The organism is Mesorhizobium tamadayense, from assembly GCF_003863365.1.
GTDB lineage: Bacteria > Pseudomonadota > Alphaproteobacteria > Rhizobiales > Rhizobiaceae > Mesorhizobium > Mesorhizobium tamadayense.
In genome coordinates this window covers 55,562-72,488 of sequence record NZ_RQXT01000015.1, presented here as the reverse complement: position 1 = coordinate 72,488, position 16,927 = coordinate 55,562, and the positions used below count along the sequence as shown (strand labels likewise).

Here is a 16,927-nt window from a genome sequence, read left to right as displayed (position 1 = left end):
ACGCATGGCGGGCAGGCCGAAATATCTGATGAGCTGCGAGCTCGAGTTGTTATCTGGCCGCCCCTTCGACTTGCCCAGTTGCGCTGCGAGCGCGGATCCGTAGTTGTCGTGTAGCCCGCCGGCTCCCATGGTTTCTGACCCTAGAAAGGAGCCGGGAATGAGAATCATTGCCCTTGATGTCCACCGATCATTCGCTCAAATGGCAATCTTGGAGAAAGGCAAAATCCGGGATGCCGGGAGGATCGATCTCGAACGCGGCCGTCTGTTGCAGTTCGCCACGAAGCTCAAGCCGGATGACGAGATCGTCATCGAGGCGACAGGCAATACGAGCGCGATCGTCCGGTTGCTCTCGCCCTTTGTGGGCCGGGTGGTCATAGCAAATCCGATCTTGGTTCGGGCCATCGCCTGGGCCAAGGTCAAGACCGACAAGATCGACGCCGCAGTGCTGGCCAAGCTCCACGCGAGCGGCTTTCTGCCTGAAGTCTGGATGCCGGACGAAGAAACCGAGACGCGTCGTCGCGTGGTGGCCGAACGAACACAGCTAGTTTCCCAGATGACCCGTCTCAAGAACCGGATCCATTCGGTTCTGCATGCCAACCTGATCCCGCCCTACAAAGGCACGCTGTTTTCGAAGCGCGGCAGGACTTGGCTGGAGGCTCAACCGCTCGCCGAGGATCAGCGGCGTGTCGTCCTTCGCCATGCCGGTGAACTCGATCGCCTCGGTGGCGAGCTTGCACAAATTGATAAGTGCCTTGCGCAGACGGCCCTCCAGGAACCACGGGTCAAGCGGCTGATGACGATCACCGGCGTGGATATCACGGTGGCACTGAGTATCGTGGCAGCCGTCGGCGACATTGAACGGTTCTCATCTCCGGAAAAGCTCGTCAGCTACTTCGGGCTCAATCCGCGGGTTCGGCAGTCCGGCGACAAGCCGGCCTATCACGGCCGCATCACCAAACAAGGCCGAGCCCACGCACGATCGATGCTGGTTGAAGCCGCATGGGTCATTTCCGGCGTGCCTGGTCCGTTGCGCGCCTTCTTCATGCGCATCCGGGACAAGCGCGGCAAGCACGTTGCCGCGGTCGCGACCGCACGCAAGCTGGCGGTCATCGTCTGGCACATGCTGAGCAAGGACGAGGATTACACCTGGAGCCGCTCGGCGCTTCTGGATTGGAAGCTCCGAAGGCTGGAATTGACCGCCGGCTATCCGTCTCATCGCGGCGGCAGGGCAAAGGGATCCGCCGCCGCCTACAGCAACAAGTCGGTGCGTGACAGCGAGCGCGAAACGATCGGCAACGCCGAGGAAATCTACCGTCGCTTTGTCGCCACATGGAAACAGCAATCGCCGAAGGGGCGCTCGGGCGCCGCACACGAGGTGCGACGATCATAGGCTGCGCGACAGGGTTGCAACCTCGACCCTGCTCTTCGCCACGCGGTCACCCGAGCCGCGACAGAGTAGCAAAATCAGCTTCGCCGTTCCATCCCGTAGCGGCGAACGATAGCGACGTGCTCGCTCCGTCAAGGCCAAGCCGCGCATACCGCGCGATGGCCTGTCGGCCAGCCCTGACCTTGCTGCGCGCGACGCTGTCTCTGCCGCCCGTCGGAACAGAATGCCTGAGAGCCACGCTTCCAAGAGCAGAACGACCCTTGTCAAATACATCCGTCAGACTTTGTGAGCGATGCTTGACCCGCGGCGTCACCTGGCGCTTGCCGATCCATAGGAGCACGATTTGTCGATGATCGTGCGCCTGGCGCAGCCTCGGTTTCAGTAACCGGGTCAGCTGGGGCCTTGCAGCCTCGAACATTGCGGTGGCCTGGACAATCTCGTCGAGCTCATCCCCGTCCTGACCAAGGGGCTGCAGCTAATGCTTCTGCCGACAACGGAGACCATGAGCTCATCGAGAGGTCAGAGATGTCTATACGACGGCATCATCGAATCAGCCAGCGAGCGTACCTTCCTAATCGGCTGCCGAGCTCGAGCTGAAGTATAGTCGAACGGTGTGGCGATGGTCTTGGTGGGAGACTGATAGCGCTCGCAAGTGACCGGCCAGCTGATCATGCCATCGCCATCCATCGAAGATTGATCGGCAGATAACGTGACATGGCCCGCGTGACAATGGCGCAACACAAGTTTCGGGCGAAAAAAGCGGAACGGACTGACATAGCGCAAGGACATAGGCGAGTGCAGCGATAAGAACGGTCGTCATCGCACGGAGCTGTAGCTTTGCAGACATCAATCCTGACAAAATATCGCGAGGCCCGCCTGCCTTGGTACACTATCTATCCGACTGTGCCGGAGTTCTCCGCTGCGGTCGGCGCCGAATCTTATCAGGAATGGCTGAACCTCCTACCGGCCGACGATTCCGTATCGCTCTATCTACACATTCCGTTCTGCCGATCGCTGTGCTGGTATTGCGGCTTCCCTACCACCATCACCTGCCAGGATGCGCCGATCCTCAATTATCTGTCGGTTCTGCGTGACGAGATCCGTTTGGTCTCGGAGCAAACGCCGCAGCCGCTGCCCGTGAGCGACGTCCATTTTGGCGGCGGAACCCCGACCCTCATCGGGCCAGCGGAGTTCTTGGCCACCATGGATTTCCTGCGCCGCCGTTTCGCGTTCAGGAAAACGACCGCCGTCGCAGTCGAGATCGATCCGCGCACGTTTACGGACGAGATGGCCGAAGCCTTGGCCGCAGCCGGCGTGAACCGCGCGAGTCTCGGTGTGCAGAGCTTCGATCCCATTGTTCAAAAAGCGATCAACCGGGTCCAGAGTGAGTCGCAGACGGCGGCTGCCGTCCAAAATCTGCGCCGGCATGGAATAAGCCGCATCAATTTCGACCTTGTGTTGGGTCTTCCGCACCAAACGGTGCAGTCCTGCGTCCAGAGCGCGACAGCGGCGGTAGCCATGCGCCCCAACCGGCTTGCGGTGTTCGCCTACTCGCACATTCCGTCCATGATAAAGAATCAACGTCTCATCAAGGAGGCAGTTCTCCCGGACAGCACTACTCGCGCCGAACAGGCTGCGGCCGTCGCCGATACATTGGTTGCCGGCGGCTACCAAGAGATCGGGCTCGATCATTTCGCCTTGCCGGACGATGAGCTCGCGCTGGCGCAGAAGATCGGTCGCCTGCGGCGCAACTCGCTAGGTTACTCGGCGGACACCTGCAAGACGCTGATCGGTTTAGGCGCGTCGGCTATTGGCCGAATCGGCGAGGGCTACGTCCAGAACGAGGTTACACGGGATTGCTACACCCGGCACATCGCAGCAGGCCGTCTGGCGACGTCAAAGGGCTACCGTCTCACTGACGAAGACCGCGTGCGAGCTGCAATCATCGAACGGCTGATGTGCGATTTGGAGGCCGATGTGCCGGCAATCTGTGCCGCCCACGAATTTGATCCGATCCGTTTTCGCGGTTCAGCTGAACGCTTGGCGACTCTGGCTGAGGATGGGATAGTGGACGTCGAAAAGGGTCTCATTCGCGTGCGGCAGAAGCATCGGTTTGTGATTCGCGCTGTTGCTGCCGCATTCGATGCTTTTCTTGACCGGGTAGCTGCGTAAGCGCAGCCAGCGTGGCGACACTCGCCGAGAATGACTTAGGTCGCAATCCGCGCACCGGAATTCTTTTTCCAAAGCTGGGCAGGGTCCCGGCTGCTTCGCAGTGGTCAGGGTCCAGCGTTATTGAGCACCGTGATCGTCGAGGTTCCCTTCGGTGAACTGGATCGCATGCAGCTTGCCGGCAACCATTTTTCGCATTGGTTTCCGTTTCCTATCCCACATAGCCAGTTTTGATGTCACTTCTGCAGCCGTCGTTCGTTAGATGCCGATGACAAGCGCGCCGCCGCTGAGACCCGCACCCGCTGCCGCTAAGAGGACTTTCTCGTCCGGCCGAAACGGCTCCGCCCGATCGGCCAGCGAGAGCGACAGTGGGATCGTCGCAGCGGAAGAGTTGCCGTAGTCGGCGATCGTCTTGACGATTGCGTGGCCTGCTATGCCGAGGTTCCTCCCGACCGCATCGAAAATGCGTGCATTGGCCTGATGCGGCACAAACCGATCAATGGCTTGCGGGCGCATTCGGGCAGCAGTGAGCGCGTCCTGCGAGCAGGCGGTCATCATCTCCACGGCCTTGGCGAACACTTCACGGCCGTCGGTGATCGTCATCCGTGTCTGCTCAATGTCGAGGTCGCCATGGAACGGGGTGTTGCTTCCGCCGGCGGGAATCTGGATCAGCCCGTAGCGCGAGCCGTCAGAATCCACCGAAGCACCAAGAATCCCCCGATCCGGGTTGTCACCGGGGCCAATCACCACGGCGCCGGCGGCATCGGCAAACAGCACGGCGCTGGCGCGCTCGGCTGGATTGATGCGACGGCTGAGGATGTTGGCGGCAATGACAAGGCTTGCTTTGCCATGCAGGCGGGTGAATCCGTCAGCGAACATTAGCGCATAGATGAAACCGGCGCAGGCGCCGGTGAGATCGATCGCACCGGAGCTACCCAGTCCCAGTCTATGTGCGACCAGCGGTGCGCTTGGCGGCAGAAGATGGTCGGGCGTCGAGGTGGCAAGCAACAAAAGACCGATGTCGCTTCGGTCGATGCCGGCGCCCGCCAACGCCATGTCGCCGGCTTGCGTGGCGAGGCCCGACAGCGTGTCTTCGTCTGTTGCCCAGAAGCGCGAACGAATTCCGGTACGCCGTTCGATCCAGCCAGGTTCGAGCCCAAGATTGTTCTCGATCTCGGCATTCGCCACTTTGCGACCAGGCGCATGATGACCAAATCCGAGAATGCGCGACGACCGGCTCATGGTCTTGAACTGAAGCGTTCGCCGGCTTCCTCGATCGCGTCATAGAGTCCGTCCAACTCGTCTCCGGTGATGCAATAGGGTGGGAGAAGATAAAGGACATTGCCAAGCGGGCGCACAAGCAGCCCCTGGTCGAGGAAGAACGTGCGCAGTTTTGGTCCGATCTCGGCCAGATAGCCGGCTGAGCCGGCGCGCAGGTCGAGAGCCACGATGGTGCCGGTCGCCCGGCAGTCGGTGAAGTTGGCATTGTCGCCAAAGCGCCGAAGCCGGGCGGCCTGCATCGCGCTCAAGGCCGCGATCCGCTCGGCCACCGGTTCGTCCTGCCAGATCTCGACATTGGCAAGTGCGGCCGCGCAAGCAATCGCATTGGCGGTGTAAGAGCTCGAGTGGAAAAACGTCTTCTTCCGGTCCTCGGAATAATGGGCCTGGAAGATGGCATCGGTGGCGAGCGTGGCAGCCAGCGGGATGACGCCACCGGTCAGGCCTTTCGAGGTGCACAGGATGTCCGGAGAAATGGAGGCCTGCTCGCAGGCGAACATGGTTCCGGTACGCCCCCAGCCGGTCATCACCTCATCGGCGATCAAGAGCGTGCCGGAGGCCTCGGCGATCCTCTTCAATTCGGTGAGAACCCAGGCCGGATACATCAGCATGCCGCCGGCGCCGAGCACGAGCGGCTCGACGATCAGGGCGGCGGCGCGCCGGTCGCGGCTGACGGCCTCGAACCGATCCAGCGTCTCCTGCTCGCGCCCGGCGGCCGGGAAGGGGATGGTGTCGACTTCGAACAGCAAGGGTTCGTAGGCGGCGTTGAACACGCCGCGGGCGCCGACGCTCATCGTGCCGATCGTGTCGCCATGGTAGCTGTGCTCCATGACGACGATGCGCGAACGCGGCGCCCCGATGTTGCGGAAATAGCCGAGCGCCATCTTCAGCGCGACTTCGACCGAGGTCGAGCCGCTGTCGGAATAGAACACCCGGTCGAGACCGGAGGGAGCGAGGCCGACAAGCGCTTCGGCCAGCCTTTGGGCCGGCTCGTGGGTGAAGCCAGCGAAGATGATCTGGTCGAGGCTCGACGCGGTCGTCTCGATGGCCTTCATGATGCGGGGATGGCGGTGGCCATGGGTGACGACCCACCAGGAGGAAATGGCGTCCAGGATGCGGGAGCCGTCGGCCTTGTGGAGATAGGCGCCTTCAGTCAGCACGATTTCAGGCATCGCCGGCTCGAGCGCGTGCTGGGTGAATGGATGCCAAACAGCGGAGCGGCTCATGCGCGGATTCCCCTGAAATCGGCGACGTTGAATGAAGCCTGCATGGCTGCGGAAAGCGTTCCGGGCGACAATGGATTGAGACGCGGCAGACGACCAAGTACGCGCACCTTGCCCATTTCGGCGATCGTCCTTTGCGTATCGACCATCCTGTCGCCGATGAACGCGATGCCGAGCAACGGTATGGAGCGGGCGCGCAGTGCCTCAATTGAGAGCAGCGTGTGGTTGATGGTGCCGAGCGCCGTGCGGGCGCAGAGCACCACTGGCGCACGCCATTGCGCGAAGACGTCGATGTAGAGCGCGCGCCTGTTGATCGGCACCATCAGCCCGCCGGCGCCCTCCACGACGAGCGGCCGGTCGGTCGTGGGCAGTGTGAGGGTCTGAACGTCGATTTCCACCCCGTCCAACTCAGCGGCGCGGTGCGGCGAGAGCGGCTCGTTGAGGCGCCAGGCTTCCGGCAATACCCGATCGAGGGGCAGTCCGGCGAGCAGGGAGACAACCTCGCTGTCGGTCTCTTCCCGGATGCCCGATTGCACCGGCTTCCAGTAAATACCGTCGAGCAGGCCGGTCAGGCCGGCTGCGAACACAGTCTTGCCGATACCGGTATCCGTACCAGTGACGACGAAGGTCCTGCTCATGCCTTGGCGCGCTCCCATTCCTCGGCCAGCGCCTCGATCATGGCGACAATTTCGGCTTCGTCGACGTTGAGCGTCAGCGAAATGCGCAGGCGCGATGTGCCCTCGGGCACGGTCGGCGGACGAATGCCGCGAACGTCGAAGCCGCGCGCCTGCAGTGCCGCCGCCGCCGCCATGGTGCGCCCAACGTTGCCAATGACAAACGGCTGGATCTGCGAACGGCTGGGCTTCGCGTCGCAGCGCTCAGCCAATTGGCGGCCCGCGAAGCCGATGCGCTCATGCAACTGGACACGGCGCATCGGCTCGTTGGACACAATAGTCAGCGCTTCGCGCGCCGCGACCGCCATCAGCGGCGATGGCGCGGTGGCGTAGATGAATGGCCGGCAACGGTTGACGAGATAGTCGCACAACGTTCGCGCTCCGGTGACGACCGCACCCGAGGCGCCGAGCGCCTTGCCGCATGTGTGGAGCGCGATGATATTGTCGCGGCCTTCGTACGCGGCGGCCAGTCCCCGGCCGTGCGGCCCCCACACGCCGGTGGCATGCGCCTCGTCGACGACGATGAATGCCTCGTGCCGGTCGGCTAGCGCGACCAGGCTGTCTATCGGCGCGCAATCGCCATCCATGCTGTAAAGGCTTTCGACCGCGATCCACACGCGCCCCATGCCGCCTTCGGCGCGCCAGCGCGTGATCGCATCCTCGACAGCATCGACGTCGTTGTGGGCAGCCAGCTTGAACGCGGCGCGTCCGGCCTGTGCCCCCTCATGCATGCTGGCATGGGCGAGCTCGTCGAGGATCAAAAGGTCGCCCTTCTGCGGCAGAGCGGTCAGCAGGGCGAAGTTGGCGATGTAGCCGCTGCCGAACAACAGCGCGCGTTCGGCCCCGAAGAACGCCGCCGCGTCTGCCTCCAGCGCCTCATGTTCCGGCGCGTTGCCGCGCAGAAGCCGCGAGCCGGTGGCGCCAACCGGCGTGCCGCGCGCGATGGCCGCGGCTACCGCATCGCCAAGTCTCCTGGAGGCAGCAAGCCCGAGATAGTCATTGGACGAGAAGTCGAGCCCGGCGCGCGGCGCAAGCGTCCGCAGCCGGTCCTTGCGCGCCAGTCCCTGCAAGGTCGCCTCATAGCGGGCAAGTGGTGGCTCGTTCATTTCGCCCCGCGTTGCATCGGCTCGATGCCGAGACGCCGGAACAGAAGGGTATCCTTGTCCTCGCCCGGATTGTCCGCCGTCAGCAGCGTGTCGCCGACAAAAATCGAGTTGGCGCCTGCAAAAAAGCACAGCGCCTGCATCTCGTCGCTCATCGCCGTCCTGCCGGCGGACAGCCTCACATAGGATTTCGGCATCATGATGCGGGCCAGTGCAATGGTGCGGACGAAGTCGATCGGATCGATGGGTTCGGCCTCGGCAAGCGGCGTGCCCTTGATGGGGATCAGCATGTTGATCGGCACACTTTCCGGCGGCTCGGGCAGGTTGGCGAGCGTGACCAGCATGTCGATGCGGTCAGCCTTTTCCTCTCCCATCCCGACAATGCCGCCGCAGCACACCTTCATGCCAACCTCGCGCACGTGGCCAAGCGTTTCCAGCCGGTTGGCAAAGCTACGGGTCGAGACAACCTCGCCGTAATAGCGCTCGGAGGTGTCGATGTTATGGTTGTAGTAGTCGAGGCCTGCCGCCTTTAGGCGTTGCGCCTGGCCAAAATCGAGCATGCCGAGCGTCATGCAGGTCTCCATGCCGAGCGCCTTGACGCCCTCGATCATGGCGACCACGGCGCCCATGTCACGCTCCTTCGGACCGCGCCAGGCGGCACCCATGCAATAGCGGGTGGCGCCGGCGTAACGCGCCTTGGTCGCTTCGGCAATGACGCGCTGCACCTCCATCAGCTTCGACGCTTTTAGGCCCGTTTCATAGTGCGCAGACTGGCTGCAATAGCCGCAATCCTCGGGGCAGCCGCCCGTCTTGATGCTGAGCAGATGCGACAGCTGCACCCGGTTTCGATCGAAGTTCTGGCGGTGGATCGTCTGAGCCAGGAAGAGCAGGTCATTGAACGGCATGCCGTGGATAGCCTCGGCCTCTTTGCGGTTCCACCGGGGTAGCGCTCCGTCGATCAGGGGCAGGTTCACGTCGGAGTCCGCGTTCAATTCAATCGTCATCGTCAAAAGCCTTTGTTACTGGTCCGCGAGCGTGCGCAGGAGTCTGTCGACCGGCGAGCCTTGGTCTGCGATGACCCCTCGATCAGCGCGATGCGCCTGGACCGCAAGTCGTTGAAGGATGCATCTTCATGGGGTACAGGCTCGCTTGCACACCTTCCTGCGTCGGCGCGCAGCACCGGACTTCATTGCTCTTCATTCCGTCTCCATCAGTTCAACCGAGTGCCGATGTTTCCGTGAGCCGGAATGTCCAGGCCGATATCGAGGATCGGCGCGCTGTGTGTCAGCCACCCCATGGAGATGAGGTCGACACCGGTCGCCGCAATCACCGGAGCCGTTTTCGGTGTCACCCGACCGGAAGCCTCGGTGATTGTACGGCCGCCGACTATTGCCACGGCGCGGGCAAGATCCTCGATCGACATATTGTCCAGCAGCACCGCGTCGACTCCAACCGTGAGCGCGACATCGAGCTGTTCCAGCGAGTCGACCTCGACCTCGATTTTCACCATGTGGCCCGCGGCGGCGCGCGCCCGCTCTATCGCGGTGCGAATGTCGCCGGCGATCGCGATGTGGTTGTCCTTGATGAGCACGCCGTCATCGAGCCCGAAGCGGTGATTGGCACCGCCACCGACGCGTACGGCGTATTTCTCCAACGCGCGCAGGCCGGGCGTCGTCTTTCGTGTGCACACGATCCTCGCCTTGTGGCCACGTACGGCCTCGACCATTGCCGCTGTGGCAGTGGCAATGCCGCTCAGGCGGCACAGGAAATTGAGCGCCGTGCGCTCGCCCGTGAGCAGGCCCCGCGCCGGCCCGCACAGCTTCGCGATGGTCTCACCCGCCCCGACATCGCTGCCGTCAGGGCGCCAGATCTCCATGTCGATCTCAGGCTCGACGAGCAGGAAGGCGTACGCGACCAGATCGAGCCCGGCAACAATACCCGCCTGTCGCGATTTGATCACCAACGTGGCCGTGCAATCATGGGGGATCACTGCGTCGCTGGTCAGGTCGCCGCATCTGCCCAGGTCTTCGAGAAGGGCACCGCGCACGATCGGTTCGATCAGGGTCGAGGGAAGGGGTGAGAACGAAATCATATCAGGTGCTCCCTATCGGTGCCCGACAACTCAGTGCGGCGGCGGCCTGCATTGCGCTGTGCCGTGTCAGCCGCGACGTGCGCGCGTCTGCATCGCGCCCGGGGAAATCGGATCGACAGTGCGCACCGCGGCTCTCTTCCCGCCGCAGGGCCGCGATCGCGATCATCAGTGAGACCAAAGCCGGTCCAGACCCAGCGCTGTTGTGAGTTGCGATCGGCAGCAGGGTCGCCACCGCTTCGCGCATCGTCTCCCCGTCACGGATGATGCCGAGTGCGGCGGAGACGACCGGGCGGATGCCGGAAGCGTCTGGCCGTGGAGGCACGAGCGTGGAGCATTTGCGCCGTCGCCGGGTATGCGATGCGCCCGCAACGCTTTCAGCAACCCAGCTCGCGGTGACTGCCGCTTCGGTGAGCGAGTTGCTGGCGAGGCGGTTGGCGCCGTGCAGGCCGGTACATGCGACCTCGCCGCAGGCCCACAATCCATCGACTGAGCTGCGACCGGCGGCGTCTACGGCAATGCCGCCCATGTGATAATGTGCCGCCGGGCGCACGGGGATCGGGTCGGTCGCGGGATCGATGCCTGCGCCCCGGCACAATTCGGCGATGCGCGGAAAGCGCTTGTCGAATCTCGGGCCGAGACATTGTCGCGCATCCAGGAACACGCGGCGTCCGACCGCAAGCTGGTGCCAAACCGCGCGCGCAACCACGTCGCGAGACGCAAGCTCGCCGCCAGGCGTTTCAGCGAGGAAGCGCTGTCCTCGCTCATCGATGAGCACCGCGCCTTCGCCGCGCACAGCTTCGCTCACCAGCGGCATCGGCCGGCACGGACCATCGAGGGCGGTCGGATGGAACTGTACGAATTCCAAGTCGGCGAACTCCGCCCCGGCCCAGGCGGCGAGCGCTAGCCCGTGTCCACATGAGCCAGGCGGGTTTGTCGTATCGCAAAACAGCCCGCCCATGCCGCCGCTCGCCAGCACCGCGCGGCGCGTGGGCAGGGCGATTGCCCGAGCGCGCCCGGCCGCGACCACAGCGATAATCGACCCGTCATCCACGATCAGCCGGCGAGCCTCCATGTTTTCGAGGATGGTGATCGAGGCTGTACGCCGCACCGCGGCGATGAGTGCGCGGACCAGCTCGCGACCGGTGGCGTCGCCAGCGGCATGCACGATCCGCCTTTGCGAGTGCGCCGCCTCTAGCCCGAGCCGTAACGCGCCGTCAGGGTAGCGGTCGAATGCGACGCCGAATCGCTCAAGAGTCTTAACCGCTTCGGGTGCAGCTCGGACCACCCGCCGCACCGTCGCCTCGTCGCAGAGCCCGTCGCCGGCCGCGAGTGTGTCGCAAAGGTGAAATCCGGGGTCGTCGTCCTCGCCGAGACTTGCCGCAAGGCCGCCCTGGGCGAGCTCACTGCAGGCTCCGGTTCCAAGCGGCGTATTGCACACAAGCACAACCGGTTCCGGCGCCAGAAAAAGCGCTGTCATCAGACCGGCGATGCCGGCGCCGATGACGACCGGTGCCCCGGCGATGTCGTGAACGTCGAGGCTCATATGGAAAGCATGCGCTCGACCGCCCGGCGGGCGGGACCGGCAATCCTCGGATCGATCCGGACCTCGTGCCGGTTCTCCTCGAGCGCGGAGCGAATGTTGGCGAGCGTGATGCTCTTCATATGCGGGCAAAGGTTGCAGGGGCGAACGAACTCGACGTCGGGATGCGCGACCGCGACGTTGTCGCTCATTGAACATTCCGTCATCAACACCACACGCGGCGGTTTCTCCCGCTCGACATAATCCGACATGGCGGCGGTCGACCCCGAGAAATCCGCCTCTATGACAACGTCGGGCGGACATTCGGGATGGGCGAGCACGACGACACCTGGATGTGCAGCACGCAGTTCGCGAATGTCGGCCGGAGTGAATCGCTCATGCACCTCGCAATGACCCTTCCAGGCGATGATCCCGACGTTCGTCTCGGCGGAGACGTTCTTCGCCAAATATTCATCAGGCAGCATGATCACGCGCGGCACGCCAAGCGATTCCACCACCGCCTTGGCGTTGCCCGAGGTGCAGCAAATGTCAGATTCGGCCTTCACGGCGGCGGACGTATTAACGTAGGTGACAACCGGGATCTCCGGATAGCGCTGTCGCATCAGCCGCACGTCTTGTGCCGTGATCGAGTCGGCCAGCGAGCAGCCGGCACCCAGGTCTGGGATGAGCACCGTCTTGTTCGGATTAAGCAGCTTCGCGGTCTCTGCCATGAAATAAACGCCGGCAAGCACGATGATTTGTGCCTCGGCCGTCACAGCCTTGCGAGCCAGTGCCAAGCTGTCGCCGACGATGTCGGCCACGCAATGGAAGATCTCGGGCGTCTGATAGTTGTGCGCCAGGATGATGGCGTTGCGCTCGCGCTTCAGGGCAAGGATGGCTTCGATATCTTCGACGAAAGTCGGCCATTCGACGGGCGGTATCACCCGCCGAACGCGCTCGTACAGGGCGGCGGCGGTAGCCCCAGTCATCAGCCCCTCCGATTATATTCGATCTGACAATAAGGGAATATGTCTACCTTGACTATAAGGTTGTCAAGCCCGCGCCAGCGGCAATTTCGTCCCAGCAATAGCCCTTTCATCGAGGACTGCATGGCGGAAACGATAGAGCTTTGCAGGTCGCCCCCCGGTGTCAACGGAAGTGTCGCCGGTTTCCTCGACAAGCTCCTGCTGCTCAACAAGCCTGCGGAAATTCGGCTTGTTGAGCAGCCTGCCAGCCAAAGCTTCCACGGTTCGCTGCAACTGGAGCAGCGTGAAAGTCGGTCGCATAAGCTCGAATACGACTGGCCGGTATTTGATCTTCGAACGTAGCCGCGCAACCCCTGTCGCCAGGATGCGGCGGTGATCAGCAACCATTGCCTTGCCAGACACGGCTGCAGGCGGAGCCTCATCCTGCCCGCCACTAGCCTCTTCGACCAGGCGTGCTTCGTAGAGCAACTCATAGCGTTGAAGCGTGAGCTCCTCATTCCAACGGCGGTCGTCGAAACCGAAGGCTATCGCCGCCCTCTGCTGGCGTTCGCGTCGCTTGGCCGCGTCGCCGGCTGCGTCTGCCCATTCCATCAAGCGCCGTCGCAGAACATCCAGCACCACCGGAGGCGCACCGGAGCGGTGATCCTCCCATGGAAAATAGTCATACCAACTTTGCCAGCCGCACTTGGACGAGCCCGAGGCCTGTTCCTTGCGAGTCAATGCGAGATAGCTGATGGAGATGGCGCGCTGCTGGCGCTCGGCACCGATGCGATCCCGATCGGCGAAGGTGTAAAGTTGCTCGATGTACCCCAGCGGGTGGCCGGTCTGCTGCTCGACCCAACCCCTCAAACCGGATTGCAGCGATCGGTGCTCGAGCACAAATGGACCAGAAGGCAGGATGTCTGCCTGCCCGATTGTCAGGACACAGGGTTCAATGTCATTGACCGCAACGACAACAGCGATCAAGTCCACTTTGGCTTCGTCGGCCTTGATGGCAACTCTGTCTTTCCTGGTTCCTTTTGCCTGATGATGCATGTTCGCGAAAGTGGTTGGCCCCAGCTCGGCGCGCTTTAATCGATTTAGTGTAATCGTGGCTCGCCGCACGTCAACACCGCAGATCTGCGCGCCGATTTTTAGCTCTTCGCACTTGCACAAAAATATGCGAAACGCGACACCCGCGGCGGGTAACGCTAGGGAAGGAGGAGTGGGTGAGCGCAATTGATGATCCAAAGGAAATTAAACCTCCGGATATTCGCGTATGGAAGGGCCAGATCCCACTCGTCTGCCTGAGGGCCTACACCACGCCGGTCGCGAGGCTGGTCAATCGACATTATCATTCTCGTCGGCGACAGCGTCGGTATGGTACCGCACGGCCTGTCGTCGGCGCCGGGCGTCGCCCTCGACATGATGATCATGCACGGCCAGGCCGTGCGCCGCGGAGCAGGCGCTGATGGTCCTCGACCTGCCGTTCGGCTCCTATGAGGAAAGCCCCGAGCAAGCGTTCCGCAACGCTGCGCGCCTGATGGCGGAGACCGGTTGTGCAGTGGTGAAGCTCGAGGGCGGCGAGATCATGGCCGAGACCATCCGATTCCTCGTCGCCCGCAGCGTGCCTGTCATGGCCCATATCGGCCTGACGCCGCAGGCGATCAACACTTTCGGGGGCTACCGGGTCCAGGGGCGGGGAGACGATGCCGAGTGGATCAGGCGCGATGCAATCGCGGTCGCGGAGGCCGGCGCCTTTTCCGCAGTGTTCGAAAAGATACCAGAACAGCTTGCGCGGCAGATAACCGCGGAGATCACCATCCCCACCATCGGCATCGGCGCCTTACCAGCCCGCGACGGCCAGATTCTGGTGAGCGACGATATGCTCGGGCTCTTCACCTCTTTCCGGCCGAAATTCGTCAAGCGCTACGCCGAGTTCGGTGACCAGGTCGAGGCGGCGATTACCGCTTACGCCGCCGATGTGAGGGAGCGGAGCTTTCCGGCGGTCAAACATCTCTTCGCCAACGCGTCGAAGGCCGGAGACGTCGCATGAGCGTGCCCATCGTTCGAACCGTTGCCGAGCTCCGCACTGTTGTTGCCGGATGGCGTCGCTCAGGCGCCAGTATCGCCGTTGTTCCGACCATGGGGGCCTTGCACGAGGGGCATCTGAGCCTCGTGCGCGCCGCGCTTGAGAGAGCCGAGCGGGTGGTCGTGACCCTGTTCGTCAACCCCAAGCAGTTCAACAATGCCGCCGACCTTGCCGCCTATCCACGGACGGAAAACGAAGACGCTGCCAAGCTCGTGCCGCTGGGAGCGCATCTGCTCTATGTGCCGGATGCAGAGGAGATGTATTCGGCGGACTTCGCCACGACGGTTTCGGTATCCGCCATCAGCGAAGGCCTGTGCGGCGCGTTTCGGCCCGGCCATTTCGATGGCGTGGCGACGGTCGTGGCCAAGCTCTTGCTGCAGACCAGCGCTGACTTCGCCTTTTTTGGCGAGAAGGACTTCCAGCAGCTGCAGCTTGTCAGGCGCATGGTCCAGGACCTGGATATTCCGATTACCATTGTCCCCTATCCGACAGTCCGCGAAGCCGATGGTCTTGCGCTATCATCGCGCAACCTCCGGCTCTCGCCAGCGGAACGCACCATTGCGCCGAAGCTAGCATCGGTCTTGCTCGATACGGCTGAGCGGCTTGCGCGTGGCTCTCCCGTCTTACCAACGCTTGATGAAGCGCGTGCAGCGATTCTGGCTGCAGGGTATCGCGAGGTCGAATACCTGGAGCTTCGGGGGGAAACAGACCTGCAATCGATGGCAAGCCTTGATCGACCGGCACGCTTGCTTGTCGCGGCTTGGCTTGGCGACACACGGCTCATCGACAACGTCGCAACATCACCGATTGGTAATTGGCCAGATTCGCAGCGTTCTGTTGAAGTAGAAGGAGCAAAGCAATTGCGGCGATGATGGCGACGAAATCGTACGCGTCGCATCGATGCGTAATCGTTTAGACCGAGGACTCCGCCTGGCAAGCAACATTGCGGAGGTTACGCAAAGCGCAGATGCACCGCGTATTTGAAAACTTCGTCGAGCAACTCTGTGCAAGCGTCGATGCTCTCGATCTCCACGAGGCAATGGCATCCGCCGCAGAAGGCTTCGACTTTCCGCTCTTCGCCTATTTCACTTACCCGTCGGCCTCCGGCGACACGCCGCGATTGATTTCGAACTACCCTTCATCCTGGACATCACACTATATGCAACTGCGCTACCACAGCCATGATCCGGTGATCCTGCGCGGGCTGCAAGGCTGGGATACTTTCGATTGGGGCCTGGATCGAACTCGGAGAATCTGCCGGCCTCGCGGCAACAAATTCTGGAAAAGCAGCTCAGTTTGGCATTCGCGGCAGATTGACGGTCTCCATGCATGACCATGACCATCGCGGCCGGTTTGCGGCACTGACCTTCGCTTCCGACCAGTCCCGTCCGCCTCTTTTGCGGTCACTAACAGATTACGAAAAAGCACTGCAGCTGCTGGCAATCAACTTTCATATCAACGCCCGCCGCCGGCTCGCCGAAGATTGCGTAGGGGATGGCATAACGCTCACCCAGCGGGAGTTCGAATGCCTGAAATGGGCGGCGCGCGGCAAGTCGGCCTGAGATATCAGCCAGATCCTCGACGTCTCGAAACGCACCGTGACCTTCCATCTGGAAAACGCCAAGGCGAAGCTTGGCGTGCGAACCATCAACCAGGCCGTAGTCCGGCTGGCTGCTTCCGGTCGGGCGAGATCCTGATTCTTTCGTCGGGTAGCTGTATAGGTCTACAGGCTGCGTCAATGAAGGTTTTGCCCTTCGATGGCGGGAACACATCCCCGCACGGAGGCGACGAATGATGCAGCTGATAACGCCCGATCTCTACGGCGAGTTCGCAAGCGAGCTCAAAGAAATGCACGGGCTCAGGCATCGGGTTTTTAAGGAAAGGCTCGACTGGGAAGTTCAGACCGAAGGTGAAATGGAAACAGACGCATTTGACAGCCTCCACCCCGCCTATCTGCTTCTCAAGGGATCCGACTGGCGAATTTGCGGTTGCGTCCGTCTTTTACCGACTACCGGACCGACAATGTTGCGCGATACCTTTCCGATGCTGCTGGATGAAACTGTGGCGCCCGCGAATGACAGCATTTGGGAGAGCAGTCGCTTCGCACTCGATCTTCCTCCATCAGCGCCGAAGGCGGCGGGCGGACTGGCCCAAGCAACCTACGAGCTCTTCGCCGGCATGATCGAATTCGGCTTGGCCAACAATCTCACTCGGATCGTGACGGTGACCGATACGCGCATGGAACGGATCCTGCGCCTCGCAACATGGCCGTTGTCGCGCATGGGACAGCCGAAGCACGTCGGCAAAACGGAGGCGGTGGCCGGCTTTCTTGAGATTTCTTACGCGAGCCTTTTGCGCATCCGCTGGAGGGGACGACTGAATGGGCCTGTATTGTGGCAGCCGGTTCTCGCCCTGACGGCATAGC

General features: G+C 62.4%; 17 protein-coding genes and 1 pseudogene. 8 read left to right on the top strand and 10 right to left on the bottom strand.

Annotated features, from left to right (window positions below):
• The first annotated feature begins 157 nt into the window (after positions 1-157).
• Positions 158-1,390 carry an IS110 family RNA-guided transposase gene (locus EH240_RS14585; RefSeq protein ID WP_124999293.1) on the top strand — a complete coding sequence of 411 codons (1,233 nt, stop codon included), beginning with the start codon at positions 158-160 and terminating at the stop codon, positions 1,388-1,390.
• 46 nt (positions 1,391-1,436) lie between these two features.
• On the opposite strand, the gene EH240_RS14580 is transcribed toward EH240_RS14585, so the two are convergent.
• Entirely contained in the window at positions 1,437-1,805 is a 369-nt protein-coding gene (locus EH240_RS14580; protein WP_124999291.1) for a hypothetical protein, read from the bottom strand.
• A 419-nt stretch (positions 1,806-2,224) separates the two neighbouring features.
• Between EH240_RS14580 and hemN the strand changes: the two genes are divergently transcribed.
• Positions 2,225-3,559: an oxygen-independent coproporphyrinogen III oxidase gene (gene hemN / locus EH240_RS14575; RefSeq protein WP_124999289.1), complete on the top strand. Its 1,335-nt coding sequence runs from the start codon at positions 2,225-2,227 to the stop codon at positions 3,557-3,559.
• Positions 3,560-3,814: 255 nt separating this feature from the next.
• Here hemN and EH240_RS14565 read toward each other — a convergent pair whose 3' ends face one another.
• The 9 genes from EH240_RS14565 to EH240_RS14525 form a co-directional block, all read right to left on the bottom strand.
• Entirely contained in the window at positions 3,815-4,798 is a 984-nt protein-coding gene (locus EH240_RS14565) for a beta-ketoacyl-ACP synthase III (RefSeq protein WP_124999287.1), read from the bottom strand.
• Entirely contained in the window at positions 4,795-6,060 is a 1,266-nt protein-coding gene (locus EH240_RS14560; protein WP_124999285.1) for an adenosylmethionine--8-amino-7-oxononanoate transaminase, read from the bottom strand. Before EH240_RS14560 ends, EH240_RS14565 begins: the two co-directional genes overlap by 4 nt.
• Entirely contained in the window at positions 6,057-6,695 is a 639-nt protein-coding gene (bioD, locus tag EH240_RS14555) for a dethiobiotin synthase (protein ID WP_124999283.1), read from the bottom strand. The genes EH240_RS14560 and bioD overlap by 4 nt, the downstream gene beginning before the upstream one ends.
• Positions 6,692-7,837 carry an 8-amino-7-oxononanoate synthase gene (locus tag EH240_RS14550; protein ID WP_124999281.1) on the bottom strand — a complete coding sequence of 382 codons (1,146 nt, stop codon included), beginning with the start codon at positions 7,835-7,837 and terminating at the stop codon, positions 6,692-6,694. The genes bioD and EH240_RS14550 overlap by 4 nt, the downstream gene beginning before the upstream one ends.
• Positions 7,834-8,838, bottom strand: coding sequence for a biotin synthase BioB (gene bioB, locus EH240_RS14545; protein WP_124999279.1), 1,005 nt, complete (start codon positions 8,836-8,838; stop codon positions 7,834-7,836). The genes EH240_RS14550 and bioB overlap by 4 nt, the downstream gene beginning before the upstream one ends.
• A gap of 206 nt (positions 8,839-9,044) precedes the next feature.
• On the bottom strand, positions 9,045-9,926 hold the full coding sequence (gene nadC, locus EH240_RS14540; protein ID WP_206075266.1) for a carboxylating nicotinate-nucleotide diphosphorylase: 882 nt from the start codon (positions 9,924-9,926) through the stop codon (positions 9,045-9,047).
• Between the two features lies 1 nt (position 9,927).
• Positions 9,928-11,469: an L-aspartate oxidase gene (locus tag EH240_RS14535; RefSeq protein ID WP_124999277.1), complete on the bottom strand. Its 1,542-nt coding sequence runs from the start codon at positions 11,467-11,469 to the stop codon at positions 9,928-9,930.
• Positions 11,466-12,434, bottom strand: coding sequence for a quinolinate synthase NadA (gene nadA, locus EH240_RS14530; RefSeq protein ID WP_124999276.1), 969 nt, complete (start codon positions 12,432-12,434; stop codon positions 11,466-11,468). Before nadA ends, EH240_RS14535 begins: the two co-directional genes overlap by 4 nt.
• 63 nt (positions 12,435-12,497) lie before the next feature.
• Complete coding sequence (locus EH240_RS14525) at positions 12,498-13,466, bottom strand: NUDIX hydrolase (RefSeq protein ID WP_124999373.1); 969 nt, start codon at positions 13,464-13,466, stop codon at positions 12,498-12,500.
• A gap of 173 nt (positions 13,467-13,639) precedes the next feature.
• Here EH240_RS14525 and panB point away from each other — a divergent pair.
• The 6 genes and pseudogenes from panB (at position 13,640) to EH240_RS14505 (ending at position 16,926) form a co-directional block, all read left to right on the top strand.
• Positions 13,640-14,466 (top strand): annotated as a pseudogene (gene panB / locus EH240_RS14520) (3-methyl-2-oxobutanoate hydroxymethyltransferase).
• Positions 14,463-15,374: a pantoate--beta-alanine ligase gene (gene panC / locus EH240_RS14515; RefSeq protein ID WP_124999274.1), complete on the top strand. Its 912-nt coding sequence runs from the start codon at positions 14,463-14,465 to the stop codon at positions 15,372-15,374. The pseudogene panB and the gene panC overlap by 4 nt, the downstream one beginning before the upstream one ends.
• A 95-nt stretch (positions 15,375-15,469) precedes the next feature.
• The gene (locus EH240_RS39645) at positions 15,470-15,835 is read left to right on the top strand and encodes an autoinducer binding domain-containing protein (RefSeq protein WP_281035119.1); all 366 of its coding nucleotides are present in this window, start codon (positions 15,470-15,472) and stop codon (positions 15,833-15,835) included.
• On the top strand, positions 15,828-16,064 hold the full coding sequence (locus EH240_RS39640) for a helix-turn-helix domain-containing protein (RefSeq protein WP_281035118.1): 237 nt from the start codon (positions 15,828-15,830) through the stop codon (positions 16,062-16,064). The genes EH240_RS39645 and EH240_RS39640 overlap by 8 nt, the downstream gene beginning before the upstream one ends.
• A 36-nt stretch (positions 16,065-16,100) precedes the next feature.
• Complete coding sequence (locus tag EH240_RS39860) at positions 16,101-16,199, top strand: hypothetical protein (RefSeq protein WP_342634084.1); 99 nt, start codon at positions 16,101-16,103, stop codon at positions 16,197-16,199.
• Positions 16,200-16,293: 94 nt separating this feature from the next.
• Positions 16,294-16,926, top strand: coding sequence for an acyl-homoserine-lactone synthase (locus EH240_RS14505; protein WP_124999272.1), 633 nt, complete (start codon positions 16,294-16,296; stop codon positions 16,924-16,926).
• Position 16,927 lies beyond the last annotated feature (1 nt).

What these genes read in the sequence shown, in the direction of transcription:
- EH240_RS14585 (WP_124999293.1), top strand. Translation starts at nt 158, where the DNA reads ATGAGAATCATTGCCCTTGATGTCCACCGATCATTCGCTCAAATGGCA.
- EH240_RS14580 (WP_124999291.1), bottom strand. Translation starts at nt 1,805, where the DNA reads ATGTTCGAGGCTGCAAGGCCCCAGCTGACCCGGTTACTGAAACCGAGG.
- EH240_RS14565 (WP_124999287.1), bottom strand. Translation starts at nt 4,798, where the DNA reads ATGAGCCGGTCGTCGCGCATTCTCGGATTTGGTCATCATGCGCCTGGT.
- EH240_RS14560 (WP_124999285.1), bottom strand. Translation starts at nt 6,060, where the DNA reads ATGAGCCGCTCCGCTGTTTGGCATCCATTCACCCAGCACGCGCTCGAG.
- bioD (WP_124999283.1), bottom strand. Translation starts at nt 6,695, where the DNA reads ATGAGCAGGACCTTCGTCGTCACTGGTACGGATACCGGTATCGGCAAG.
- EH240_RS14550 (WP_124999281.1), bottom strand. Translation starts at nt 7,837, where the DNA reads ATGAACGAGCCACCACTTGCCCGCTATGAGGCGACCTTGCAGGGACTG.
- bioB (WP_124999279.1), bottom strand. Translation starts at nt 8,838, where the DNA reads ATGACGATTGAATTGAACGCGGACTCCGACGTGAACCTGCCCCTGATC.
- nadC (WP_206075266.1), bottom strand. Translation starts at nt 9,926, where the DNA reads ATGATTTCGTTCTCACCCCTTCCCTCGACCCTGATCGAACCGATCGTG.
- EH240_RS14535 (WP_124999277.1), bottom strand. Translation starts at nt 11,469, where the DNA reads ATGAGCCTCGACGTTCACGACATCGCCGGGGCACCGGTCGTCATCGGC.
- nadA (WP_124999276.1), bottom strand. Translation starts at nt 12,434, where the DNA reads ATGACTGGGGCTACCGCCGCCGCCCTGTACGAGCGCGTTCGGCGGGTG.
- EH240_RS14525 (WP_124999373.1), bottom strand. Translation starts at nt 13,466, where the DNA reads ATGCATCATCAGGCAAAAGGAACCAGGAAAGACAGAGTTGCCATCAAG.
- panC (WP_124999274.1), top strand. Translation starts at nt 14,463, where the DNA reads ATGAGCGTGCCCATCGTTCGAACCGTTGCCGAGCTCCGCACTGTTGTT.
- EH240_RS39645 (WP_281035119.1), top strand. Translation starts at nt 15,470, where the DNA reads ATGCACCGCGTATTTGAAAACTTCGTCGAGCAACTCTGTGCAAGCGTC.
- EH240_RS39640 (WP_281035118.1), top strand. Translation starts at nt 15,828, where the DNA reads ATGCATGACCATGACCATCGCGGCCGGTTTGCGGCACTGACCTTCGCT.
- EH240_RS14505 (WP_124999272.1), top strand. Translation starts at nt 16,294, where the DNA reads ATGATGCAGCTGATAACGCCCGATCTCTACGGCGAGTTCGCAAGCGAG.